Origin of the sequence: Rhodoplanes sp. P11 (genome assembly GCF_964266735.1) — a bacterium.
Lineage (GTDB): Bacteria > Pseudomonadota > Alphaproteobacteria > Rhizobiales > Xanthobacteraceae > Rhodoplanes > Rhodoplanes serenus.
The window spans coordinates 492,564-515,293 of record NZ_CAXWGY010000019.1 but is presented as its reverse complement, the minus strand read 5'-3'; the positions used below and the strand labels follow the sequence as shown (position 1 = coordinate 515,293).

At 71.2% G+C, this 22,730-nt stretch carries 17 protein-coding genes and 1 tRNA gene; 10 read left to right on the top strand and 8 right to left on the bottom strand.

From position 1 onward, the window contains the following. Window positions 1–170 precede the first annotated feature (170 nt). A complete protein-coding gene (locus ACFQUV_RS21470; RefSeq protein WP_111385174.1) occupies window positions 171–491 on the top strand; it encodes a hypothetical protein in 321 nt (106 codons plus the stop codon). 205 nt (window positions 492–696) lie between these two features. Here ACFQUV_RS21470 and ACFQUV_RS21465 read toward each other — a convergent pair whose 3' ends face one another. After that, on the bottom strand, window positions 697–1,491 hold the full coding sequence (locus ACFQUV_RS21465; protein WP_129607399.1) for a DUF2189 domain-containing protein: 795 nt from the start codon (window positions 1,489–1,491) through the stop codon (window positions 697–699). A gap of 456 nt (window positions 1,492–1,947) precedes the next feature. Between ACFQUV_RS21465 and ACFQUV_RS21460 the strand changes: the two genes are divergently transcribed. Next, a complete protein-coding gene (locus ACFQUV_RS21460) occupies window positions 1,948–2,217 on the top strand; it encodes a twin-arginine translocation signal domain-containing protein (RefSeq protein ID WP_129607400.1) in 270 nt (89 codons plus the stop codon). 236 nt (window positions 2,218–2,453) lie between these two features. Here the strand turns inward: ACFQUV_RS21460 and ACFQUV_RS21455 are convergent, their stop codons facing one another. Beyond that, the gene (locus ACFQUV_RS21455) at window positions 2,454–2,657 is read right to left on the bottom strand and encodes a DUF3222 family protein (protein ID WP_129607401.1); all 204 of its coding nucleotides are present in this window, start codon (window positions 2,655–2,657) and stop codon (window positions 2,454–2,456) included. Between the two features lie 136 nt (window positions 2,658–2,793). Beyond that, window positions 2,794–2,869: transfer RNA gene (locus ACFQUV_RS21450), tRNA-Lys, on the bottom strand. 186 nt (window positions 2,870–3,055) lie between these two features. Between ACFQUV_RS21450 and ACFQUV_RS21445 the strand changes: the two genes are divergently transcribed. Beyond that, window positions 3,056–4,231 carry a M20 aminoacylase family protein gene (locus tag ACFQUV_RS21445; RefSeq protein WP_378395674.1) on the top strand — a complete coding sequence of 392 codons (1,176 nt, stop codon included), beginning with the start codon at window positions 3,056–3,058 and terminating at the stop codon, window positions 4,229–4,231. A gap of 225 nt (window positions 4,232–4,456) precedes the next feature. Here the strand turns inward: ACFQUV_RS21445 and ACFQUV_RS21440 are convergent, their stop codons facing one another. Both ACFQUV_RS21440 and ACFQUV_RS21435 read right to left on the bottom strand, forming a co-directional pair. Beyond that, on the bottom strand, window positions 4,457–7,180 hold the full coding sequence (locus ACFQUV_RS21440; RefSeq protein ID WP_129609608.1) for a glycosyltransferase: 2,724 nt from the start codon (window positions 7,178–7,180) through the stop codon (window positions 4,457–4,459). Between the two features lie 191 nt (window positions 7,181–7,371). After that, complete coding sequence (locus ACFQUV_RS21435) at window positions 7,372–7,923, bottom strand: beta-1-3, beta-1-6-glucan biosynthesis protein (protein ID WP_129609609.1); 552 nt, start codon at window positions 7,921–7,923, stop codon at window positions 7,372–7,374. Between the two features lie 217 nt (window positions 7,924–8,140). On the opposite strand from ACFQUV_RS21435, the gene ACFQUV_RS21430 reads away from it, so the two are divergent. After that, entirely contained in the window at window positions 8,141–9,742 is a 1,602-nt protein-coding gene (locus ACFQUV_RS21430; protein ID WP_129609610.1) for a beta-(1-6) glucans synthase, read from the top strand. Here the strand turns inward: ACFQUV_RS21430 and ACFQUV_RS21425 are convergent. Together ACFQUV_RS21425 and ACFQUV_RS21420 are read right to left on the bottom strand one after the other, a co-directional pair. Next, window positions 9,708–10,082, bottom strand: a complete 375-nt coding sequence (locus tag ACFQUV_RS21425) for a hypothetical protein (protein WP_111388684.1) — start codon at window positions 10,080–10,082, stop codon at window positions 9,708–9,710. The genes ACFQUV_RS21430 and ACFQUV_RS21425 overlap by 35 nt on opposite strands. Window positions 10,083–10,193: 111 nt before the next feature. Beyond that, window positions 10,194–11,219, bottom strand: a complete 1,026-nt coding sequence (locus ACFQUV_RS21420) for a hypothetical protein (protein ID WP_129609611.1) — start codon at window positions 11,217–11,219, stop codon at window positions 10,194–10,196. 215 nt (window positions 11,220–11,434) lie between these two features. Here ACFQUV_RS21420 and glmU point away from each other — a divergent pair, with 215 nt between their 5' ends. From glmU to ACFQUV_RS21400, 4 genes are all read left to right on the top strand, one after another. Further along, the gene (gene glmU / locus ACFQUV_RS21415; RefSeq protein WP_129609612.1) at window positions 11,435–12,823 is read left to right on the top strand and encodes a bifunctional UDP-N-acetylglucosamine diphosphorylase/glucosamine-1-phosphate N-acetyltransferase GlmU; all 1,389 of its coding nucleotides are present in this window, start codon (window positions 11,435–11,437) and stop codon (window positions 12,821–12,823) included. Window positions 12,824–12,950: 127 nt separating this feature from the next. Beyond that, complete coding sequence (glmS, locus tag ACFQUV_RS21410; protein ID WP_129609613.1) at window positions 12,951–14,774, top strand: glutamine--fructose-6-phosphate transaminase (isomerizing); 1,824 nt, start codon at window positions 12,951–12,953, stop codon at window positions 14,772–14,774. Between the two features lie 78 nt (window positions 14,775–14,852). Further along, window positions 14,853–15,755: a DUF502 domain-containing protein gene (locus tag ACFQUV_RS21405; protein ID WP_129609614.1), complete on the top strand. Its 903-nt coding sequence runs from the start codon at window positions 14,853–14,855 to the stop codon at window positions 15,753–15,755. A gap of 91 nt (window positions 15,756–15,846) precedes the next feature. Beyond that, window positions 15,847–16,335 (top strand): hypothetical protein, encoded by a 489-nt coding sequence (locus ACFQUV_RS21400; RefSeq protein WP_129609615.1) that lies wholly within the window; start codon window positions 15,847–15,849, stop codon window positions 16,333–16,335. Between the two features lie 94 nt (window positions 16,336–16,429). Here ACFQUV_RS21400 and recG read toward each other — a convergent pair whose 3' ends face one another. Continuing rightward, on the bottom strand, window positions 16,430–18,529 hold the full coding sequence (gene recG, locus ACFQUV_RS21395) for an ATP-dependent DNA helicase RecG (RefSeq protein ID WP_129609616.1): 2,100 nt from the start codon (window positions 18,527–18,529) through the stop codon (window positions 16,430–16,432). Window positions 18,530–18,750: 221 nt separating this feature from the next. Here recG and ACFQUV_RS21390 point away from each other — a divergent pair, with 221 nt between their 5' ends. Together ACFQUV_RS21390 and mfd are read left to right on the top strand one after the other, a co-directional pair. Continuing rightward, window positions 18,751–19,041: a succinate dehydrogenase assembly factor 2 gene (locus ACFQUV_RS21390; RefSeq protein ID WP_111385929.1), complete on the top strand. Its 291-nt coding sequence runs from the start codon at window positions 18,751–18,753 to the stop codon at window positions 19,039–19,041. A gap of 138 nt (window positions 19,042–19,179) precedes the next feature. After that, window positions 19,180–22,713 (top strand): transcription-repair coupling factor, encoded by a 3,534-nt coding sequence (mfd, locus tag ACFQUV_RS21385; protein WP_129609617.1) that lies wholly within the window; start codon window positions 19,180–19,182, stop codon window positions 22,711–22,713. Window positions 22,714–22,730 lie beyond the last annotated feature (17 nt).

Here is a 22,730-nt window from a genome sequence, read left to right as displayed (position 1 = left end):
GGCCTCAATCCGCATAACGGGCGGCGGCAGTCACATACGACGATTGAATTAGCTGCGCGAAAGCCGCGGTGTATACTCGAATTGCACGCGGAAGAGGGGGCGTGACCATCGCATGAAAGGGAGGTCCTATGACGCCTCCACACGAAACTTTGAGTGACTTGGCCGCCATTATGCGGCTTCAGCCGGGGCGCGGATTCGATCCCGACGACGACCCTGCCGCCGATGATCTGCTGCTGTGCCGCCGGATGCGGGCCCTGCACCTCGATCCCGACGAACTCTATTGCAGCGAGCCGCGGGCCTTCGGTGTGCTGCACCGGCTGTGCGCCACCTGCGACGTGCCGGGCCGCTGTGCCCGCGATCTCGCGGACGAGTTCGCCGACCCGGGATGGCAGGACTGGCGCAACTACTGCCCCAACGCCACCACCCTGAGCATCCTGAGCGCCTTGCGGGTGTGCGGGCCGGACGAGGGCGACGTCTCGGCGCTGCGCTGACGGGCGCCGAGGTTCTGGATCGAGGAGGGCTGCGCTGGAGGGCGCAGCCCGAGTGGTGCTTGTTACGCCGGGGGGAGCCAGGTTTTCGTCGGACACGAGCCAAGTCTCGCGATCATTGCGACGCGCGATCATTGAGATGCGCGATCATTGCGCGCGACGGCATATTGCGAGCGGCGAGTATCGCGAGCCGGGCTCGGTCACTGCCTCAGATCACGACGACGCGCCGGTAGAGATGCCAGGTGGCGTGCGCCAGCACCGGCAGCACCACGGCGAGGCCGATGAAGAAGGGCAGCGACCCGACCGCCAGGGCGACCGCGACGATCAGGCCCCAGGCCGCCATCGGCAGCGGATTGCGCAGCACCGCCCGCACCGAGGTTTCCATCGCGCAGACCAGGCCGACATCGCGGTCGAGCAGCAGCGGAAACGACACCACGCTGACCACCAGCACCAGGAGGGCGAACAGGAACCCGATGGCGTTGCCGACGAGCAGCAGCGTGCGGCCCTGCTCGGTGGTGAACACGTCGGTCAGGAAGCGACCGAGCGATTCGGGCGGCGCATGGCCGAACAGGCCGACATAGAGGGCGTCCGCAACCGCCAGCCAGATCACGAACAGCACCATCAGCAGGCCGCCCAGCAGGGCGATCGAATCGATCGACGGGTTGCGCAGCACCGCGAAGGCGTCGCGCCAGCTCGTCGGCACACCCTGCTCGCGCCGGCGGCTCATCTCGTAGAGGCCGAGCGCCACGAACGGGCCGATCAGCGCGAAGCCGGCGGTGAGCGGGAACAGCAGCGGCACCAGGTCGTAGCCGAAGCTCAGGCGGGCCAGCACCAGCCCGACCAGCGGATAGAGCAGGCTGAGGAAGATCACATGGCTCGGCATCGCACGGAAATCGTCGAGGCCACGGGCGATCGCCGTGCCCAGATCGGCAAAGCCGATGCGGCGGACGGTGGGGCGAGCGTCCGGCGCGTGCGAGCCGGCGAAGACGTGGAGCGTTGCCATTCAGTCCTCCCTCGTGATTGTCGATGGCGGCCTCTTCCGATGGGCCGCAGCCGGATCGCCGAAGCGGTGATGCCGGCGTCGGACATGGCACCTCCTCGCAGCGCCGCCGCCAGACGGGACGGCCCTTCCGTCGATTCGCGTCGAACTCGTCCCGCCGAACGGGAAGGCTAAGGCCGGATGCCACTCACGGGCGGTCACGAAGGCGACAGTCGACGGCGCGCGATGTCGCACCCGCGATGCCGCGATGTCGGCCGCCCGCGGCCGCTGCTCCGTCGTCCTGGACGGACCGGCTGGGCGCGGTCGGCCGCCCGACGCGGCATGTCACGCGAAAATCGCGGCTAGGTGACTTGTTGTCGCACGCGCCGGATTGTATCTCTGTACCGTTCATTCGCCGCGGTGCGCCGAGGTGCAGCCGAGGTCCGCGGCTCACCGATTATCACCAGGAGATGCTCGACAATGAGTGAGACTTCCAAGACTGGCGAGGTGTCGCGTCGCGGCCTGCTGAAGACGGCGGCGAGCGCTGCCGGCGCTGCGGCCATCCTGGGCGTCGCGGTGCAGCCCGCGGCCGCCAAGATGTCGCAGAAGGCGGTCGCCTATCAGGACACGCCGCTGGGCGACAAGACCTGCGACACCTGCTCGAACTGGCGGCCGCCGAATGGCTGCGCGACGGTCGAGGGCGAGATCGCCCCCAAGGGCTACTGCCGGATCTTCGTGCTCAAGCGTTAGAGTATCGTCCGGCGACGTGGGACCCGGTTCGCGGTCGGCGACACGATCACACGAGAACGTCCCGAGAGGGCGCCCGAGCAGAACCGATCCGGTCGGATTCGACCAATGGCCGCCCCGCTCGGGGCGGCTTTTTCATGCGCCGGCGCTGCGGCCGGCGGCGGGGTCGAAGCGAGGCGCATCCGCCCGGCGGGGCGGCCGGCAGCCCGCTCGAAACGGGGCGCGTCAGCCGGTGATGCTCAGCTGGTGATGCGCTGGGCGATCACCACGGCGCAGCCCGGCGCGTGGCGGATCTCCTCGCCGGTCTGCTGCCACGGCACCGAGGCGCCGCACAGCTTGCAGGCGTTTCGGGCCCCGCCGTCCTCCTCGGACACGGTCTCGATTGCGGTTTTCACCAGCGCGGCGGCAATCTTGCGGACGTCGTCGGCAACGAGCTCGGTCATCGTCGGCATTCCATGAGTTCAGGACCCCCCGTGGGCGCGCCGGGTGTCACCCCGCAGTGGGGGGCCGGCGTCGCGCGGTGGGTGCTCGGCATCTCGGACACGGAAATCGGGTCCCAGCCAGTACAATCGATCGCGATGGTGAGCCCGCCGGGACTCGAACCCGGGACCCCATGATTAAAAGTCACGTGCTCTACCGACTGAGCTACGGGCTCCTGCGTCGCCGTGTGTAAAGACCCGCCGCCGCGGTGGCAAGGTCGGCGCTGCCGCCGGCATGTGGCAATCCGTGGCCGAGCGGGCGATACTCGCCCGCCCTGACAACAATGGGCGATACTCGCCCGCCTGACGACGAGTGGGCGGTACGCGCCCCGCGGACCAAGACTGCCGAACGAGGACTGCCGATGCCGATCGTCAACCGCATTTCCGACCTGCACGCCCAGATCACCGAATGGCGGCGCGATCTGCATGCCCATCCCGAGCTGCGTTACGATCTGCCGCGGACCGCCGGCCTGGTCGCCGAGAAGCTGCGGGCCTTCGGCTGCGACGAGGTGGTGCCGGGCATCGGCCGCAGCGGCGTCGTCGGCGTTATCCGCGGCGCCAAGGGCGGCAACGGTGCGCCCGGCAAGGTGATCGGCCTGCGCGCCGACATGGACGCTCTGCCCATCGAGGAGGCGAACGACGTCCCCCACAGGTCGACGGTGCCGGGCAAGATGCACGCCTGCGGCCACGACGGCCACACCGCCATGCTGCTCGGCGCCGCCCGCCATCTCGCCGAGACCCGCAACTTCGCCGGCACCGCGGTGGTGATCTTCCAGCCGGCCGAGGAGGGCGGGGCGGGGGCACTCGCCATGATCAAGGACGGCCTGTTCGAGCGCTTCGGCATCGACGAGGTCTATGGCATGCACAATGCGCCCGGCCTGCCGGTCGGCCGCTTCGCCACCCGCACCGGGCCGATCATGGCGGCCCAGGACCTCGTCACCATCGACATCGAGGGCGTCGGCGGCCATGCGGCGCGGCCGCATCTCTCCATCGACACCGTCCTGGTCGGCGCCCAGATCGTCAGCGCGCTCCAGTCGGTGGTGTCGCGCAACGTCGATCCGCTGAAGGCCGCGGTGGTGTCGATCTGCATGTTCCAGGCCGGCAACACCGACAACGTGATCCCGCAGACGGCGCGCCTGCGCGGCACCGCCCGCAGCTTGGCGCCCGAGGTGCGCGACCTGCTGGAGGAGCGAATCGGCCGGATCGCCGAGGCGACCGCGGCGGCGTACGGCGCCAAGGCCCGGCTCGACTACCGGCGCGGCTATCCGGTGCTGGTCAATCACGCCCGCGAGGCGGGCTTCGCGGCGGGCGTCGCCGGCGAGGTCGCGGGCGCCGACAAGGTCGATCCGAACATCGCGCCGTTCATGGGGGCGGAGGACTTCGCCTACATGCTGGAGCAGCGGCCGGGTGCCTTCGTGTTCGTCGGCAACGGCGACTCCGCCGGCCTGCACAACCCGGCCTACGACTTCAACGACGAGGTGATCCCCTACGGCACCTCCTACTGGGTGCGGCTGGTCGAGACCGCGCTGCCGGGGTAGGGGGCGCGATGCCGGGGTAGGGGGCGCGATGCCGCCGGAAGGGGTGCCCCGGACGAGGCGCCTCCTGATCCGCGGCGTTTGGGTCCCGGCTCGCGCGGCCGCGCTGCGCGCGACAGCGCGTCCGGACACGAGGCCGAGCAAGGCGCCCAACCGGAGTCATCATGAAATAGAAAGGCCCGGCGCGAGCCGGGCCTTTTTGCTTTGTCTGGCGGACGAGAGCCGCGCCTACTGGGCCGGCTCGATGCCCTTGTCGGCGCTGACCGGCGGCTCGATCCGCAGCTCGGCGCGGCGCGGCTCGGCCGCGGTGCCGCCCAGCAGCTCGGTGGTGCGGGCCTGGAGCGAGCGCCAGAAGGCGAAGTCGTTGAGCCGCGAGCCCTCGAGGCCGGCGAGGCCGACCGCCGCCAGGAACGGCAGGCTCTGCACCACCAGCACGATGCCGAAGAGGTTCACCTCGCGGACGCTCTCGTGGTTGGTGATGAAGATGATCGCGGCGCCGATGAGCAGCAGGCCGCCGAACACCGCCTCGTCGAAGGCCGGGAACGACACCCGCTTGCGGGCGAAGCCGCCCTTGGCGGTGCGCACGAAGGGCAGGTGGTCCTTGATCAGGCCGACGCCGACCGCCTTGGCCACCGTCCACTGCATCGCCATCGCGGCCAGCATGGCGCCGGTCGCGTGGCCGGCCCCGATGCCGACACGAGCGCGATAGAGCGTCGCGAAGTGCAGCATCGACACCGCCGAGGCGGCGAGAATCGGCAGGGTCAGCACCTTGTCCGGGATGGCGATACCCACGAAGGCGACCACCGGAACCCAGATCAGGTTGAGCATGGCGACGACGACGCCGAGGCTCTCGGCCCCCATCCAGTTCATCCAGCCGAGCACGAACTCGCGCCGCTGCGGGGTCGACAGGCGGGTCTCGCCGGGCAGGAAGCGGCGCCAGTGCTTCTTGACGATCTGGAAGCCGCCATAGGCCCAGCGGTGGCGCTGCTTCTTGAACGCCTCGAAGGTGTCGGGCAGCAGGCCGTGGCCGTAGCGCCGGTTGGTGTAGTGGGCGCGCCAGCCCTGCTCGTAGATGGTGAGGCCGAGATCGGTGTCCTCGCAGATCGTGTCCGACGACCAGCCGCCGGCGTCGTCCATGGCGGCGCGACGGATCAGGCACATGGTGCCGTGCGTCACGATGGCGTCGACCTCGTTGCGCTGGACCATGCCGATGTCGAAGAAGCCCGCATACTCGCCGTTCATGATGGCGTGCAGGGGGGTCTTGTCGCCGTCGCGGTGATCCTGCGGGGCCTGCACCAGGCCGACCTGCGGGTCCGCGAAGGCCGGCACCAGATCCTTCAGCCAGTCGGGCGTCACCGTGTAGTCGGCATCGATGATGCCGATGATCTCGGCGTCGGGGGCGGTGTGCTGGAGCGCGAGGCGCAGCGCGCCGGCCTTGTAGCCCTCGATCTTCTCGGCGTTGAGGAACTTGAAGCGCTCGCCCAGCGTGCGGCAGTGCTCCTCGATCGGCCGCCAGAAGGCCGGATCGGGCGTGTTGTTGATGATCACCACGCACTCGTAGTTCGGGTAGTCGAGGCGGGCGACGGCATCGAGCGTCGCCTTCAGCATCTCGGGCGGCTCGAAATAGGCCGGGACGTGGATCGACACCTTGGGGGCGTAGCCCTCGGGCGCCTTGACGCCCTGGCGGATCAGCCGCTGCGGGCCGCGGCCGAACAGCACCTGGGCGATCTCGTCGATCTTCCACATCGCGATGATCACCAGCGGGATCATCAGCAGCAGGCCGATGCCGAGCGCGATCGCCTGGCCGACCACGAAGTAGTGGCCGGTCCAGTAGTCGAAGATGACGCCGACCCAGGCGCCGACCCCGTTGGCGAACAGCGCCAACACCAGGGCTTGCAGAAGGGTGGCGCCCGACATGGCGAGCACCGGCAGCGACAGCGCGAGGCCGGCCACCACAGCGACCGCCGCGACGCTCACGAAGGCCGGATCGGCGATCGGGCCGGTCCACGGGAATTTGGGCTGGCGGGCGGCGTCGAACAGGCCCCAGTAGGCGCCGACGCTACCCTCGAAGGTCTTCCACGGCTGGTCGAACGCCTCGATGATGTTGTAGTCGACGCCCAGCGCCTCGGCGCGTGCGACGAAATCTCGCAGCAGCGTCGCCTGGAGAACGCGGCCCGGCTCGGCGGCGCGGCGATTGTAACCGGCGCTCGGCCAGCCGAACTCGGCGATGACGATGCGCTTGCCCGGGAACGCCTGACGCAGCTTGAAATAATTGTTGATCGCGAGATCGACCGTCTCGGTGGCCGAGAAGCCTTCCCAGTAGGGGAGGATGTGGACCGCGATGAAGTCGACCGCCGAGGCGAGCTCGGGGTGATCGAGCCAGGTCGAGTAGATTTCGCCGGTGGTCACCGGGATGGAGCCGCCGACCTCGCGCTTCACCTGCTGGATGTAGCGGATCAGCTCGCCGACCTGCTCCTTCTCGTTCAACGTCCGCGTCACCGACGCGCCGTCGACGATCTCGGTCTTCTTCTGGAAGTCGGCGCGATAGATCGCTTCGTTGCCGACCACAATGGCGTTGATGTTGCGGTTCTTGCGGTAGAGATCGACGACCGAGCGAATCTCCCGCTCGTTGCGGGCGCGGTCGTGATCGAGCCAGGCGCCGACCGCGACCTTGAGCCCGAACTCCGCCGCGACGGGCGGCACCAGCTCGGCGCCCCCGGTTGCCGAGTAGGTTCGGATCGCCCGGGTCATCGGCGACAGCACCTTCAGATCGTTCCTGATCTGCTCGGTGGTCGGCCGTGCGCCGTCTTCCGGATGCCCTTCGAAGGGCGAGTACGACACGCTGGCGAGCGGGCCGGTAACGTTCGGGGCAGACGTCTGGTTTTGCCAAATGGCCCACGCGCCCGCGTGCACGCACGCTACGAGCGCGACCACGGCAGCGACGGAGCGCATGGTCTCTTCTACCGATTGGGGCGGAGGTAAGCGGTCTCGAGCCTGACCCCTAGGCTCGACCGCGACCGGGGATTGCCTTGCGCTGCACCATATGGATACCGCGCGGGCACGTTCAAGTAGACTTTGGACATGGCGAATTCAGGGCGATCGCCGGCCGTTTGCGGTGCATGGACAACGCCCCGTCAATGATCTCAACGGGGGTTCGTTCCTTGCGGCGGAGCCGCCGGCGCGGCGGCCGCCGCGGCGGGCGGCGCCGGCACGAATTCCGGGTCGAGCCAGCAGGCATGAACGCGTGCGTTCAGCGTCTCGGTGGCCTTGGGATCGATGTTGCCCTGGCGCACGACGCAGCGGAACGTCGTCTGCACATGGCCGCCCGGGCAGCCGAAGCGGTCGTACAGCTCCAGGTGCCGGAAGGCGGTGTCGAGGTCGTCGCGCCACAGGAGGCCGACCACCCGCTCGCCCAGCCACACGCATTCGGCGGCGGCGGCGGGCCCGCGCAGGGTGCGCCCGGCTTCGACGGTCTGGTCGGCCCGCGTCTTGCGCTCGGCCCGCGCCGGATCGCCGGCCTGGCCGGGTGGACTCTGGGGCTGGGGGGCCGGCTGCGGTGGCGCCGCCTGCTCGGGAGCCTTCTGCTCGGGGGCCTTCTGCTCGGGAGCCTGGGCGAACGCAGGCCCGAGGACGGCCGCGAGGGAGAGAACCGTTGCGGCGGCAACGGCAGCGACGCGCGAACCAGTGAGGTGCATGACGGTGCTGTGGGTCTGGGCAAGTTAAGCCCCGACGGCTTGCGGCCATCGGGGACCGGAACGTCATTACGGCATGGCGACAATGTCAATCTTGCGACGGATCAAAGGCCCTGTCTACTTGTCCGCACTGCAAATCAGGTTTCCCCGCCGCCGGGGCTTCGGCGCCGTCCCGGCGGCACCGAACACCCGCGCCGCCATCCGCCACGGACGTCCCTCGATGCGCTTGCCCGTCAGCCTCTTCGTGATCGCCGCCGCGCTGGTCGCCGGCTTCTGGTGGGGGCTCGGGCGCCCGGTGCCGGTGGCGGCCGGCGCGGTGCCGGACCGCAAGCTCGAATGCGTGTCCTACTCGCCCTTCCGCGGTGCCCAGAGCCCGCTCGACCTGTCGGTGCGGGTCGATGCCCGGCAGATCGAGGAGGACCTGGCGCGGCTCGCCCCGCTCACTCGCTGCATCCGCACCTACTCGATCCAGCACGGGCTCGACCAGATCCCGGCGATCGCCGAGCGGCACGGCCTGAAGGTGCTCCAGGGCCTGTGGCTGAGCAGCCAGCGCGAGCGCAACCGGGCCGAGATCGCCGGCACCATCGCGCTGGTGCGCCGCCATCCCGGCGTCGTCTCGGGCGTGGTGGTCGGCAACGAGGTGCTGCTGCGCGGCGAGCTGTCCGCCGTCGACCTCGGCGCCATCATCCGCGAGGTGAAGGCGGCGGTGCCGGTGCCGGTCACCTATGCGGATGTCTGGGAGTTCTGGCTGCGCAACCGCGATCTCGCCGCGGCGGCGGATTTCATCACCATCCATATCCTCCCGTACTGGGAGGACATCCCGATCCCGGCGGCGGAGTCGGGCGCCCATGTCGAGGCGATCGTCAAGAAGGTGGCGGCGGTGTTCCCGGGCCGCGACATCCTGGTCGGCGAGGTCGGCTGGCCGAGCCACGGCCGCATGCGCGAGGGGGCGCTGCCGTCGCTGTCGAATCAGGCGCTGGTGGTGCAGGACGTGCTCGCCCGGGCCCAGCAGGGCGGCTTCCGGGTCAATGTCATCGAGGCATTCGATCAGCCGTGGAAGCGCATCCTGGAGGGCACGGTGGGCGGCCACTGGGGCCTTTTGACCGACCAGGGCCGCACGCCGAAGTTCGCGGTCGGCGAGCCGGTGTCGGACCATCCGGCATGGCTCGCGCAAGCGGCGCTCGGCGTCGCGCTGGTGGCGGCGGTCTTCGCGGCCGCGCTGCTGGCGGCGGGGAGTGGGCGGGCCAAGCTGCCGGCGCCGGTGTGGGCCGCTGTGGCGGCGGTCGCGGTCACCGGCGGCGCGCTGGCCGGCCTGACGGCCGAGAAGGTCGCGGTGGAGAGCCTCGGCTGGGGCGGGCTCGTGCGCGGTGCGGTCCTGATGGGGGTGGCCCTCGTGGCGCCGGTGGTCGGTGCCGCCCTGCTGGGACGGGGGACGCCGCTGCCGGGCTTCTCGGCCGCGATCGGCGGGCGCGACGACCGTGCCGTCGATTGGGCCGGCCGTGCCGGCGCGTGGCTGCTGGTGGTCGTGGCGGTGCTCGCCGTGCAGACGGCGCTGGGGCTCGTCTTCGATCCGCGCTATCGCGACTTCCCGTTCGCGGCGCTCACCGCCGGCGTGGTGCCGTTCCTGCTGGTCGGCCTCGTCCGGGCGTGCGGGGTGGGTGTTCGCGGCGCTGCCGAGACCGTGGCGGCGGCGGTGCTCGGGCTTTCGGCCGTGTTCGTGCTGCTCAACGAGACGCCGGCCAACTGGCAGGCGGCGTGGCTCGCCGCCGCCTTCGTGGCGCTCGCCCTCACGCTTCTTCGCGTACGGGTCGCGCCAGGCTGAGCACCAGCAGGCCGGCCGCGAGACCCGCGAGGCCGGCATTGTAGAGCACCACGCCGAGCGCCGCGGCGGCGAGCCCGAGGGCGAACATCGGGGCGTTCGGGCGCATCAGGTTGATCAGCGCGGCGCCGAGCGCCACCCAGCCGAACACCTGGGCGTTGAACAGCCGGGTCGCGACCAGCCGCACCAGGCAGACGGTGGTCTGGGCGCCGGCGTCGCAGGCGAGCCCGACCGGCGTGTTCTCGATGACGAGATAGCGCAGGTAGAAGGCATAGCCGAGCGCCAGGAAGCCGACCGTGATCAGCCAGTTGGTGGTGCGGGCGGAGGGCAGGAAGCGGCGCATGCGGGTCCCGGGTGCTGAGCACGAGCGGAGCGGGTGTTCGTGCAAGTCTATAGCGATCTCGGCCAGCCGCTTGAAGAGCCGTGCCGATCCGGCCTCGGTGCTGGGTCGACGTCAGGGTAGGGCCAGCATCTGGCCTTCGTAAGGGGTCGACCGGCAGGCGATCCCGCTGATCGACAGCGAGGCGCACAGGCGGGCGGCGGCCAGCGCGGTCGGCACCGGCCCGGCGACCAGCCGCATCTCCACGAGGCCCGGCTTCGCCGCCTCGCGCAACGCGATCGCCGGCTGGAGATCGGCGACGAGGTCGCCGGCCTGGCCGTCGCGGACCTTGGCCCACAGGGTGCGCAGATTGTCGATGGTGGCGGGGCCGCCGATCTCGATGGCGAAGCGCTTGCCGCCCTCGGGCGGTGCCGCCGCAGGGGCGGGGGCCGGCGCCGCAGCCGAGGGCTCGGCTGCTTGCACGCGGGCCATCGCCAGCGGGTTCGGCCGCGGCAGCGGGATATCGCGCGGGTCCATGTCGGCGACGCTGGCGCCGGCCGTGGGCGGCTCGGGATGCAGGGACATCGGAGCGCCGGCCGGGGCGGCAGCGGAGGGGGGAGCCGCGGCCGTCGCGATCGCGCCGGGCGGAACCGCCGCCGTCTCGCGCGGCTCGATCGGCGGCAGCGTCCGCGGATCGGGGCTGCGCGACGCCGCCTCGGCGGGCGTCCGGCCCGGCGCCGGATCGGGCGCCCGGAAGCCGGACGGCGGCACCACGCCTGGCATCATGAACAGGTCGGCGCCTGCCCCCTGACGGCTCGCCTGGACCTGGGCGACCGAGCCCGTCAGGTCCTCCAGGCTGGTCTCCAGGGCGGAGACGCGGCCGGCGAGCTTGTCGCGATCGGCCGCCAGGCTCTTCACCGTCTCGGCGAGCCGGCGCGCCTCGCGCTCGGCCTCGGCGGCTCGCGCCATCGCCTGGGCGGTGACCCGCGCCGCCTCGGCCCGTACGGCGTCGGCGCGTGCACTCTCGACCTGGGCCGCCATCGGGGCAGGGGCCGTCGCGATCCGGCGATCGCTGGTGCTCGACTGGGCGGCCAGCACCGCGATGGCAAGTGCGCCGGCTGCCGCGATACCCCAGCCGGCGAGCCGGAAAACGGGGCTCATGTCGACCCGCTCCTCGCCATCGTCCGCGCGCCGTTGTCGAGGCCGGTCCGTCATGTCGCCCGAATACATCGAATCAAGTCGCGGAAATTTACCAGATATCAACCATGGTCGCTGCCCCGCCGGACGCGGCGGCGCGGCTTTTCGCGGTCGTTCCGGCGCGCTATGAGGGGCGCGCCTTCCCGAGCGCCTGCCGCCCGGTCCCACCAGGAGTCTCCATGACGGCGCGATCCGACGTGACGGCGCAAACCGACACCGCCCGCACCTGCCTCACCGTCGTGCTGGCGGCCGGCGAGGGCACCCGCATGCGATCGTCGCGCCCCAAGGTGCTGCATCCGCTCGCCGGGCGGACGCTCCTCGCCCATGTGCTCGCCGCGGTGGCGACCGTCGGGGGCCGTGTCGCCGTGGTGATCGGGCCCGATGCCGAGCCGGTCGCCGCCGCGGTGCGGGCGATCGCGCCGGAGGCCGACGTCTTCGTCCAGGCCGAGCGGCGCGGCACCGCCCATGCGGTGCGGGCCGCGCGGGCGGCGCTCGCGCGCGGCGCCGACGACGTGCTGGTGGTGTTCGCCGACAATCCGCTGATCCGCCCCGAGACCTATGCGCAGCTCCGCGCGCCGCTCGCCGCCGGCGCCGCCGTCTCGGTGCTCGGCTTCCGGCCCGCCGATCCGTCCGGCTACGGCCGCCTCGTCACCGACGGCGACGATCTCGTCGCCATCCGCGAGGAGAAGGATGCGAGCCCGGCCGAGCGGGCCATCGGCCTGTGCAACGGCGGCGTGATGGGCCTCGCGGGCGCGCAAGCGCTGGCGCTGCTCGACGCCGTGACGGACCACAACGCCAAGCGCGAGTTCTACCTGACCGACGTGGTGGCGCTGGCGCGCGCCGCGGGAAGACGCGCCGTCGTCACCGAGGCGGCGGACGCGACCGAGGTGCTGGGGGTCAACACCCAGGGCCAGCTCGCCGAGGTGGGCGCCGTCCTCCAGCGGCGGCTGCGCGCTGCGGCGCTCGACGCCGGCGTCTGCATGGCAGCCCCCGACACGGTTCACTTGTCCTTCGACACCCGGCTCGGCCGCGACGTCACGGTCGAGCCCTATGTGGTGTTCGGTCCCGGCGTGACGGTCGAGGGGGGCGCCACCATCCGGGCCTTCTCGCATCTCGAAGGCGCCCGGGTCGGCCCGGGCGCCATCGTCGGCCCCTATGCCCGGCTGCGGCCCGGCGCCGTGCTGGAGCGCGACGTCCATGTCGGCAACTTCGTCGAGGTGAAGGCGTCGACCATCGAGGCCGGCGCCAAGGCCAACCACCTCGCCTATATCGGCGATGCCCGGGTCGGGGCGGGCGCCAATGTCGGGGCCGGCACCATCACCTGCAACTACGACGGCGCCGCCAAGCATCGCACCGACATCGGGGCGGGCGCCTTCATCGGCTCGAACTCGTCGCTGGTGGCGCCGGTGACGATCGGCGAGGGCGCCTATGTGGGCTCCGGCTCGGTGATCACCGCGGACGTGCCGCCCGACGGCCTGGCGATCGGCCGCGGCCGCCAGGTGGTGAAGGAGGGCTGGGCGGCGGGTCGCGGCAAGGCCGCCCGGAAAAAGCCCGGATCGGCGACCTGAACGTACGCCGTCGCGTGCGGCGGGCCGCTCCGACGAATCGGCGGATGTGCGGCGCCGCCGCTTGTGAAATGCTGCCGCGGGCGGGGGCGCCGGGCCGTCCCGTACCGGCGAGAGGGGTGCGTCTGCCATGTGTGGAATCATCGGAATTCTCGGCCGCGAGGCGGTCGCGCCGCAGCTCGTCGATGCGCTCAAGCGGCTCGAATACCGCGGCTACGATTCGGCCGGCGTCGCCACCCTGGAGAATGGGCGGCTGACCCGCCGGCGCGCCGAGGGCAAGCTGAAGAACCTGGAGCAGCGCCTCGCCCGCGAGCCGCTCGCCGGCCTGGTCGGCATCGGCCACACCCGGTGGGCGACCCACGGCCGCCCCAACGAGATCAACGCGCATCCGCACGCCGCCGATCGCGTCGCCGTCGTCCACAACGGCATCATCGAGAACTTCAACGAGCTGCGCGGCGAGCTGGAGGGGCGCGGCGTGCGCTTCGCCAGCGAGACCGATACCGAGGTGGTGGCCCAGCTCGTCGCCGCCGTGATGGCGGAGGGGTTCGGCCCGGTCGAGGCCGTCAAGGCGGTGCTGCCGCGGCTGCGTGGCGCCTTCGCGCTCGCCTTCGTGTTCGAGGGCGAGGACGATCTCATGATCGGCGCCCGCCGTGGCTCGCCGCTGGCGGTCGGCTATGGCGACGGCGAGATGTATCTCGGCTCCGATGCCATCGCGCTCGCGCCGTTCACCTCCAGGATCAGCTACCTGGAGGACGGCGACTGGGTGGTGCTGCACCGCGGCTCGGTGCAGATCTACGACGAGGCCGGCGCGCCGGTGGAGCGGCCGGTGCTGACCTCCTCGGCCTCCGCTTTCCTGGTCGACAAGGGCAACTTCCGCCACTTCATGGCCAAGGAGATCCACGAGCAGCCCGAGGTGGTGGGCCACACGCTCGCCCACTATGTCGACTTCGCGGCCGAGCGGATCGTGCTGCCGGACCTGCCATTCGACTTCCGCGACATCGAGCGGGTCACCATCGCGGCCTGCGGCACCGCCTATTACGCCGGCCTGACCGGGAAATACTGGTTCGAGCGCCTGGCGCGGCTGCCGGTGGCGGTGGAGATCGCCTCCGAGCTGCGCTATGGCGACGCGCCGCTGGCGCCCGGCAACCTCGCCGTGTTCGTGTCGCAGTCGGGCGAGACCGCCGACACGCTAGCGACGCTGCGCCACGCCAAGGCGAACGGCCAGCACGTCGTCTCGGTCGTCAACGTGCCGACCTCCACCATCGCGCGCGAGAGCGACGTGGTGATGCCGACGCTGGCGGGTCCCGAGATCGGCGTCGCCTCCACCAAGGCGTTCACCTGCCAGCTCGTCGTGCTGGCCTGCATCGCCATCGCGGCGGGCCGCGCCCGCGGCAATCTGTCCGAGGACGACGAGCGCCGGCTGGTGCGGGCGCTGACCGAGGTGCCGCGCCACATGACGGCGGCGCTCGCCCTGGAGCCGGAGATCGAGAAGCTCGCCCGCGACATCGCCAAGAGCCGCGACGTGCTCTATCTCGGCCGCGGCACCTCGTTCCCGCTCGCCCTCGAAGGGGCGTTGAAGCTCAAGGAGATCTCCTACATCCACGCCGAGGGCTACGCCGCCGGCGAGCTGAAGCACGGGCCGATCGCCCTGATCGACGAGACGATTCCGGTGATCGTCATCGCCCCGCACGACCGCGTCTTCGAGAAGACCGTGTCGAACATGCAGGAGGTGGCCGCCCGCGGCGGCCGCATCATCCTGGTCACCGATCCGCAGGGCGCCAAGGAGGCGACGGTCGAGTCGCTCGCCACCCTGGTGCTGCCCCACATGCCGGCGTCGGTGACCCCCATGGTCTACGCGCTGCCCGTGCAGATGCTGGCCTATCATGCGGCGGTCATCATGGGCACCGACGTCGACCAGCCGCGAAACCTCGCCAAGTCGGTCACGGTCGAATAGATTCGGCCGCGACGACGCCCGGACCGCTCCGATCGATTCACCCTGGCGCGCCACCTCCGAGCGACCTTACAGGGTTCCATGACCGTCTCCGATCCGCCGAAGCCGCCAGCCGCGCCCGCCAAGGCATCCGCCAAGCCGGCCGCGACCGAGAAGCCGCCGGTGCCGTCCGGCCCCGGGCTCGGCGCCGGTGCGAAGCTGCGCAACTACTTCCTCACCGGGCTCGTCGTGGCCGGGCCGCTCGCCATCACGCTGTGGCTGACCTGGTCGTTCGTCACCTGGGTGGATGCGCTGGTGCGGCCGTTCATCCCGCTCCAGTACCGGCCCGAGACCTACCTGCCGTGGACCATCCCGGGCACCGGCCTGATCATCGCGTTCGTGGCGCTCACCACCCTCGGCTTCCTCACCGCCAACCTGGTGGGGCGGACGCTGGTCGAGTTCGGCGAGCGGCTGCTCGATCGCATGCCGCTGGTGCGCTCGCTCTACAAGGGGCTCAAGCAGGTGTTCGAGACGCTGTTCTCGGAGACCGGGTCGAGCTTCCGCAAGGTGGGGCTGATCGAGTTTCCGTCGCCCGGCATGTGGTCGCTGGTGTTCCTGTCGGCGCCGCCGGGCCAGCAGGTGGCCGATCGGCTGCCGCCCGAGGAGCACGTCTCCTGCTTCATGCCCTGCACCCCGAACCCGACCACCGGCTTCTTCTTCTACGTGCCGAAGAGCCGGCTGATCGAGCTGGACATGACGGTCGAGGCAGCCGCCAAGCTGGTGATGTCCGCCGGCATGATCCAGCCCAACGGCGGCGACACCCAGAAGAAGCTGGCGGCGCTCGCCGCCACCGCGCAGGCCGCCCAGATCGCCCAGCAGGGGACCGGGTCCGACAAGGTCGCGGCCGACAAGGTCACGGGTGGTCGCGACGGCTCGACGAGCCGGACCGACGAGACGCCGGTCGCCCTGGCCGAGAGTGGGCCGGCGCGGGCGAGCGCCCCGTAGGACTCGTCACGGCAGGCGTATCATGGTGGTGGTGGCGAAAAGCGACGCAGTGGTCGATACGGCCGCGGCGAAACGTCGGCGCGCAATCGAGGTGCTGAGCGACCGTATCCTGGCGAGTCGCCTCGCCACCGTGGCGCTGCAAGGCTGGTGCCGCGAATGCGGCCTCGCCGACGGCCCGCCCTCGGTGCGTCTCGCGGCGGGTGCTTCGCCCGAGCCGCTCGATGCCGACAGCCTGCGGGCGCTGGGCGGCGACGCCGCCGGCACGGCATTCCGCCGGGTCGAGATCCGCATCGGCGGGCTCGCCGTCGCCGACGCCCACAACTGGTACTTTCCGGACCGGCTGACGGCGGAGATGCGCGAGCGGCTGACCACAGACTGCCCGTTCGGCGAGGCGGTCGAGGCGTTGCAGCCGCGACGGCGCACCGTGCTGGTGCGGCGCGCCGGTCCCGAGGTGCTGGTCGACGCGCCGCCGGCCGCGCGGCCCGCCCATGTGCTGGAGCACCGCGCCGTCATGGAGCTCGCCGACGGCACTCCGATCGCGCTGGTGCACGAGCGCTTCCGCGCCGTGCTGGTGTGGTGAGGCGGAGCGCCGCTGGCCAGGCGTCACCGAGCTTCACCTCTCCCCGCTTCGCGGGGCGAGGGAGCGCCGGCGTCCGGACCTTGAGCATAGGCGCTCACCCGGCCCGCAGGAGCCGCATCGCCTCGTCGCGGCCGAACAGGTAGAGCAGCACCCGCAGGGCGGCCCCTCGCTCCGATGTCAGCTCGGGATCGCGGGAGAGGATGAGTGCGGCGTCCTTGCGGGCCGCCTCCAGCAGCCCCGCATGGGTCTCGATGCGGGCGACGCGGAAGCCCGGCAGGCCGCTCTGGCGGGTGCCGAGCACGTCGCCTTCGCCGCGCAGCCGCAGGTCCTCCTCGGCGATGCGGAAGCCGTCCTCGGTGTCCCGCATGGTGGCGAGCCGCGCCTTGGCGGCCTCGCCGAGCGGAGCCTTGTAGAGCAGCAGGCAGGTCGACTTCTCGGCGCCACGGCCGATGCGGCCGCGGAGCTGGTGGAGCTGGGCGAGCCCGAACCGCTCGGCGTGCTCGATCACCATGACGCTCGCCCGCGGCACGTCGACCCCGACCTCGATCACCGTGGTGGCGACCAGCAGCATGGTTTCGGCGGCCGAGAAGCGGGCCATGGCGGCGTCCTTCTCGGACCCACGCATCTTGCCGTGGACGAGCCCCACGGTGTCGCCGAACACCCCCGACAGATCGCGAAAACGGTCCTGCGCGGCGGCGAGATCGACGGTCTCGGATTCCTCGACCAGCGGACACACCCAGTAGACCTGCCGGCCCTCCGCCATGGCGCGGCCGACCGCCGCGACGACGTCGTCGATACGGTCGAGCGCCACCGTGCGGGTGTCGATCGGCTGCCGTCCCGCCGGCTTCTCGCGCAGCTCGGACACGTCCATGTCGCCGAAATAGGTCAGCACGAGGGTCCGCGGGATCGGCGTCGCGGTCATCACCAGCACGTCGACGGCGTGGCCCTTGCGGGCGAGCGCCAGGCGCTGGTGGACACCGAAGCGGTGCTGCTCGTCGACCACCGCCAGCGCGAGGTCGCGGAACGTCACGTCCTCCTGGAAGATCGCATGGGTGCCGACGAGGACATCGATCTCGCCCGCCGCCAGCTTCTCCAGCGTGGCGGTGCGCTCGCGGCCGCGCTCGCGGCCGGTGAGGATGGCCACCCTGAGGCCCGCCGCCTCTGCCAGTGGCGCGATGGTCTTCAGGTGCTGGCGCGCCAGGATCTCGGTCGGCGCCATCAGGGCCGCCTGGCTGCCGGCCTCGACGGCAGCCGCGCAGGCGAACAGCGCCACCACGGTCTTGCCGGAGCCGACGTCGCCCTGGAGCAGCCGCAGCATCCGCTCGGGCTTCTCGAGATCGGCCGCGATGTCGGCGATCGCTCGGGCCTGCGAGGCGGTGAGCCTCCAGGGCAGGGCGGCGGCGAGCTTGTCGCGCAGGTGCCCGTCGCCGACGGTGGCGCGGCCGGCCGCCTTCTTCATCCGGGCCCGCACCATCATCAGGGCGAGCTGGCCGGCCAGGAACTCGTCATAGGCGAGGCGCGACCATGCCGGGCTCTCGGGCGAGAGGTCGGCCGGCACCGTCGGCCGGTGGACGCTGCGCAGCGCCTCGGCGAAGCCCGGGAAGCGCGACTGCGCCCGGAACGCCGGGTCCTGCCATTCGGGTAGCGCCGGCAGGCGGGCGATGGCGGCCTCGACGGCGCGCCGCACCCCGTAGGCCGACAGGCCCTCGGTGAGCGGGTAGACCGGCTCGACCGCCGGCATCTTGGCGAGATCGGCCTCGGCCACCACCCGGTCCGGATGCACCATCTGGAGCATGCCGTCGTAGAGCGCGACGGTGCCCGACACCCATCGCCGCTCGCCGACCGGCACCAGCTTCTCCAGCACCTCCGCCCGCGCCTTGAACCAGGTGAGGGCGATGTCGCCGGTCTCGTCGCTGGCATACACCACATAAGGAGCGCGCGAACGCCCGGGCGGCGGGGCGCGGTGCCGGTCGATGGTGACCATGATGGTGGCCACCCGGCCGGGCACGACCTCGGCGAGCTTCGGGCGCTCGCGCCGGTCGATCACCCCGGACGGCAGATGGAACAGGAGATCGAGCACCCGCGGAACGTCGTCGCGGCCGAGCAGCCGGCGGAACAGCCGCTCGGTCTTGGCGGCGATGCCGGGCAGGGCGGTGACCGGGGCGAACAGCGGGTTGAGCAGGTCGGGACGCACGGTGTCGGCCTTTGGGGCTCTCGGGCGGCAGGGACGGCGGGTGGCGCTTCCGCAATCCCGACTCGTATACCCGGACCGCGCCGGCGGTTCACCCGCCCCGCCGAACCGATGGGCGACCCTTTGCCGGACTGGCCCTCAGCCGCTATATCGAACCCGCGCCCGGCCCCGTCCGGGCTTTCGGCGTTGACGAAAGAGGCGCGCGAGCGCCGGAGAGAGGGCCCATGACCGGATGCACACGATCGAGCGCGGGCCTGTCGGAGCGGCGGCGGCGACTCCTGTTCCGGGCCTGGCGGCGCGGCACCCGCGAGCTCGACCTGCTCACCGGCCGCTTCGCCGACGCCGTGATCGGCGACCTCACCGACGCCGAGGTGGAGGAGTTCGAGGGCTGGTGCGCGGCGCCCGATCTCGATCTCTACGCCTGGATCAACGGCTCCAAGCCGGTCCCTCCCGACTACGACACCCCGCTGTTCCGCCGCCTCAAGGCGTTCAACCACGCGGCCTCGGCGGAGTGATCACCGCGAAAGCCGTCACGGCCGGGCTCGTTCCGGCCATCCACGTCATTGCGGGTCGAGCGACCCGATAGCCGGAACGTCGGCGTGGCGGGGACGAGCCCGGCCACGACGGCTCGAACTTTGGACGACTGGTACGTGATGGCTCCGAAGCTCCCCCAAAAGTCACCTGCCGAGCGCGTCGCGCTCGGTCGCGCCCTGACGCTGTCGAGCGTCGCCGACGGGGCCGAGGGCCTCGTCCTCGGCGATCTCGCCCGCGCCATCGCGGCCCGGCCGAACCCGCCCGCCGTCAGTCTGATGGTGATCTGCCGCGACGGACCGCGCATGGCGCAGCTCGCCCGCACGCTGGCCTTCTTCGCGCCCGATCTCGCCCGGATGGAGTTCCCAGCCTGGGACTGCCAGCCCTACGACCGCGTCTCGCCGCATCCGGCCATCGTGGCCGAGCGGATGATCACGCTGGCGCGGCTCGCCCGACTCAAGGGCGACGCGCGGCCGACCGTGCTGCTGACCACCGTCAACGCCATCGTCCAGCGGGTGCCGGCCCGCCGGCTCGTCGGCGGTCAGGCGCTCTCGGCGGCGCCCGGCAACCGCCTCGCCATGGACAGCATCACGAGCTGGCTCGAGCTCAACGGCTATCTGCGCACCGCGACGGTGCGCGAGCCCGGCGAGTACGCGGTGCGCGGCGGCATCATCGACCTGTTCCCGCCCGGCCTCTCCGATCCGGTGCGGCTCGACTTCTTCGGCGACACGCTCGAATCGATCCGCACCTTCGATCCCGACAACCAGCGCACCCAGGACACGCTGCGCGCCCTCGATCTCGTCCCGGTCGCTGAGTTCCAGCTGATCACCGAGACGATCCGAAAGTTCCGCCAGGGCTATCTCGCGGCTTTCGGCACCGCCGGCCCGGACGATCAGCTCTACACCGCGGTGAGCGAGGGCCGGCGCTATCCCGGCATGGAGCACTGGCTGCCGCTGTTCCACGACCGCCTCGACACGCTGTTCGACTACGTGCCGGGCACGCCGGTGGCGCTGGAGCCCCTGGCCGAGGAGGCCGCGCACGAGCGTCTCGCCCAGATCGCCGACTATCACGACGCCCGCAAGCAGGCGCTGACGCTCGACGGCGCCGGCCCGCCCTACAAGCCGCTGCCGCCCGATCGGCTCTATGTCACCGAGGCGGAATGGCGCGAGACGCTCGCCGACGCCGCGCTCGTCCGCCTCACGCCGTTCGCGAGCCCGGAGGCCGGGGCCGCTGCGGCCGGCACCCTGGTCGATGTCGGCACCCGCGCCGGCCACAGCTTCGCAGCCGAGCGGGCCCAGCAGGACGGCAACGTGTTCGAGGCGGTGAAGCGCCACGTCGAGACGTTGCAGGGCGCCGGCAAGCGGGTGGTGATCGCGCTGTGGAGCGAGGGCGCCCGCGACCGCATGAGCAACGTGCTCACTGACCACAAGCTCGTCAATCTGCGCAATGTCGCGAGCTGGCCGGAGGCGGCGGCGCGCCCGGCCGTCGAGGTGTCGCTGGCGGTGCTCGGCATCGAGTCGGGCTTCGAGACCGACGATCTCGCCGTCATCGGCGAGCAGGACATCCTGGGCGACCGGCTGGTGCGCCAGCGCCGCGTCTCCAAGAAGGCCGAGAACTTCATCGCCGAGGTAACGAGCCTGTCGGCGGGCGACCTCGTCGTCCATGTCGACCACGGCATCGGGCGGTTCGTCGGCCTCAAGACTATCGAGGCGGCGGGCGCGCCGCACGACTGCCTGGAGCTGCACTACGCCGGCGACGACAAGCTCTATCTGCCGGTCGAGAACATCGAGCTTCTGTCGCGCTACGGCTCGGAGGACACCGCGGTCGAGCTGGACCGCCTCGGCGGTGCCGGCTGGCAGACCCGCAAGGCGCGGATGAAGCAGCGCATCCGCGAGATCGCCGGCGAGCTGATCAGGATCGCGGCGGAGCGGCAGTTGCGCGAGGCGCCGCGGCTGGCGATCGGGCAGGGACTCTACGACGAGTTCTGTGCCGGCTTCCCGTACGACGAGACCGAGGACCAGAACAACGCCATCAACGCGGTGCTGGACGATCTCGCGGCGGGGCGGCCGATGGATCGCCTCGTCTGCGGCGATGTCGGCTTCGGCAAGACCGAGGTGGCGCTGCGCGCCGCCCTCGCCACCGTGATGAACGGCAAGCAGGTCGCCGTGGTGGTGCCGACGACGCTGCTGGCCCGCCAGCACTTCCGCACCTTCGCGCAGCGGTTCCGCGGCTTCCCCGTCAATGTCGCGCAGGCGTCACGGCTGGCCACCTCGAAGGAGCTGACGGCGACCAAGAAGGGCCTCGCCGAAGGCCAGGTCGACATCGTGGTCGGCACCCACGCGCTGCTCGGCAAGACCATCAAGTTCAAGGATCTCGGCCTCGTCATCGTCGACGAGGAGCAGCATTTCGGCGTCGCCCACAAGGAGAAGCTGAAGAAGCTGCGGGCCGAGGTCCACGTCCTCACGCTGACCGCGACGCCGATCCCGCGCACCCTCCAGCTCGCTCTCACGGGTGTGCGCGAACTGTCGATCATCGCGACCCCGCCGGTCGACCGTCTGGCGGTGCGCACCTTCGTGACACCGTTCGATCCGCTGATCGTGCGCGAGGCGCTGCTGCGCGAGCGCTATCGCGGCGGCCAGGCGTTCTATGTCTGCCCGCGCATCGAGGATCTGGCCGAGGCCAAGGAGTTCCTGGAGAAGAACGTGCCGGAGGCCCGCGTCATCACGGCGCACGGGCAGATGGCGCCGGCGGTGCTGGAGGATGTGATGTCCGCCTTCTACGACGGCAAGTACGACGTGCTGCTGTCGACCACCATCGTCGAGTCCGGCCTCGACATTCCGACCGCCAACACGCTGATCGTCCATCGCGCCGACATGTTCGGCCTCGCCCAGCTCTATCAGCTCCGCGGCCGCGTCGGCCGCTCCAAGACGCGCGCCTATGCGCTGTTCACGATCCCGGCCGGCCGCAAGATCACGCCGACCGCCGAGCGCCGCCTGAAGGTGCTGCAATCGCTCGACACGCTCGGCGCCGGCTTTCAGCTCGCCTCGCACGATCTCGACATCCGCGGTGCCGGCAACCTGCTCGGCGACGAGCAGTCCGGCCACATCAAGGAGGTCGGCTTCGAGCTCTACCAGCAGATGCTGGAGGAGGCGGTCGAGAGCCTCAAGTCCGGCGATGTCGGCCCGGTCGAGGATCGCTGGTCGCCGCAGATCACCATCGGCATGCCGGTGCTGATCCCGGAGGACTACGTGCCGGATCTGTCGGTGCGGCTCGCGCTCTATCGGCGGCTCGCCGATCTCGACGACGAGCGCGAGATCGACAGCTTCGCGGCCGAGCTGGTCGACCGCTTCGGCGCCATGCCGGTCGAGGTCGACTATCTCTTGAAGACCGTGGTGCTGAAGGCGCTGTGCCGGCGCGCCAACGTGGCCAAGATCGACGCCGGCCCGAAGGGCGCCGTGATCTCCTTCCGCGACGACTCGTTCGCCGATCCGGCCGGCCTCGTCCACTACATCCGCAAGCAGGGCGTGATGGCGAAGGTGCGGCCCGACATGAAGGTGGTGTTCTTCGACGACTGGGAGGAGCCGATCGACCGCCTGAAAGGGGCGACCGCGATCCTGCGCGACCTCGCCGCCATCGCCACCAAGAAGGCGGCGTGAGCCGCCGCGCCATCCTC

Bases quoted from the DNA above. Each gene is read 5' to 3' on its own strand.
- ACFQUV_RS21470 (WP_111385174.1), top strand. From the start codon at position 171: ATGCGGCTTCAGCCGGGGCGCGGATTCGATCCCGACGACGACCCTGCC.
- ACFQUV_RS21465 (WP_129607399.1), bottom strand. From the start codon at position 1,491: ATGGCAACGCTCCACGTCTTCGCCGGCTCGCACGCGCCGGACGCTCGC.
- ACFQUV_RS21460 (WP_129607400.1), top strand. From the start codon at position 1,948: ATGAGTGAGACTTCCAAGACTGGCGAGGTGTCGCGTCGCGGCCTGCTG.
- ACFQUV_RS21455 (WP_129607401.1), bottom strand. From the start codon at position 2,657: ATGACCGAGCTCGTTGCCGACGACGTCCGCAAGATTGCCGCCGCGCTG.
- ACFQUV_RS21445 (WP_378395674.1), top strand. From the start codon at position 3,056: ATGCCGATCGTCAACCGCATTTCCGACCTGCACGCCCAGATCACCGAA.
- ACFQUV_RS21440 (WP_129609608.1), bottom strand. From the start codon at position 7,180: ATGCGCTCCGTCGCTGCCGTGGTCGCGCTCGTAGCGTGCGTGCACGCG.
- ACFQUV_RS21435 (WP_129609609.1), bottom strand. From the start codon at position 7,923: ATGCACCTCACTGGTTCGCGCGTCGCTGCCGTTGCCGCCGCAACGGTT.
- ACFQUV_RS21430 (WP_129609610.1), top strand. From the start codon at position 8,141: ATGCGCTTGCCCGTCAGCCTCTTCGTGATCGCCGCCGCGCTGGTCGCC.
- ACFQUV_RS21425 (WP_111388684.1), bottom strand. From the start codon at position 10,082: ATGCGCCGCTTCCTGCCCTCCGCCCGCACCACCAACTGGCTGATCACG.
- ACFQUV_RS21420 (WP_129609611.1), bottom strand. From the start codon at position 11,219: ATGAGCCCCGTTTTCCGGCTCGCCGGCTGGGGTATCGCGGCAGCCGGC.
- glmU (WP_129609612.1), top strand. From the start codon at position 11,435: ATGACGGCGCGATCCGACGTGACGGCGCAAACCGACACCGCCCGCACC.
- glmS (WP_129609613.1), top strand. From the start codon at position 12,951: ATGTGTGGAATCATCGGAATTCTCGGCCGCGAGGCGGTCGCGCCGCAG.
- ACFQUV_RS21405 (WP_129609614.1), top strand. From the start codon at position 14,853: ATGACCGTCTCCGATCCGCCGAAGCCGCCAGCCGCGCCCGCCAAGGCA.
- ACFQUV_RS21390 (WP_111385929.1), top strand. From the start codon at position 18,751: ATGACCGGATGCACACGATCGAGCGCGGGCCTGTCGGAGCGGCGGCGG.
- mfd (WP_129609617.1), top strand. From the start codon at position 19,180: ATGGCTCCGAAGCTCCCCCAAAAGTCACCTGCCGAGCGCGTCGCGCTC.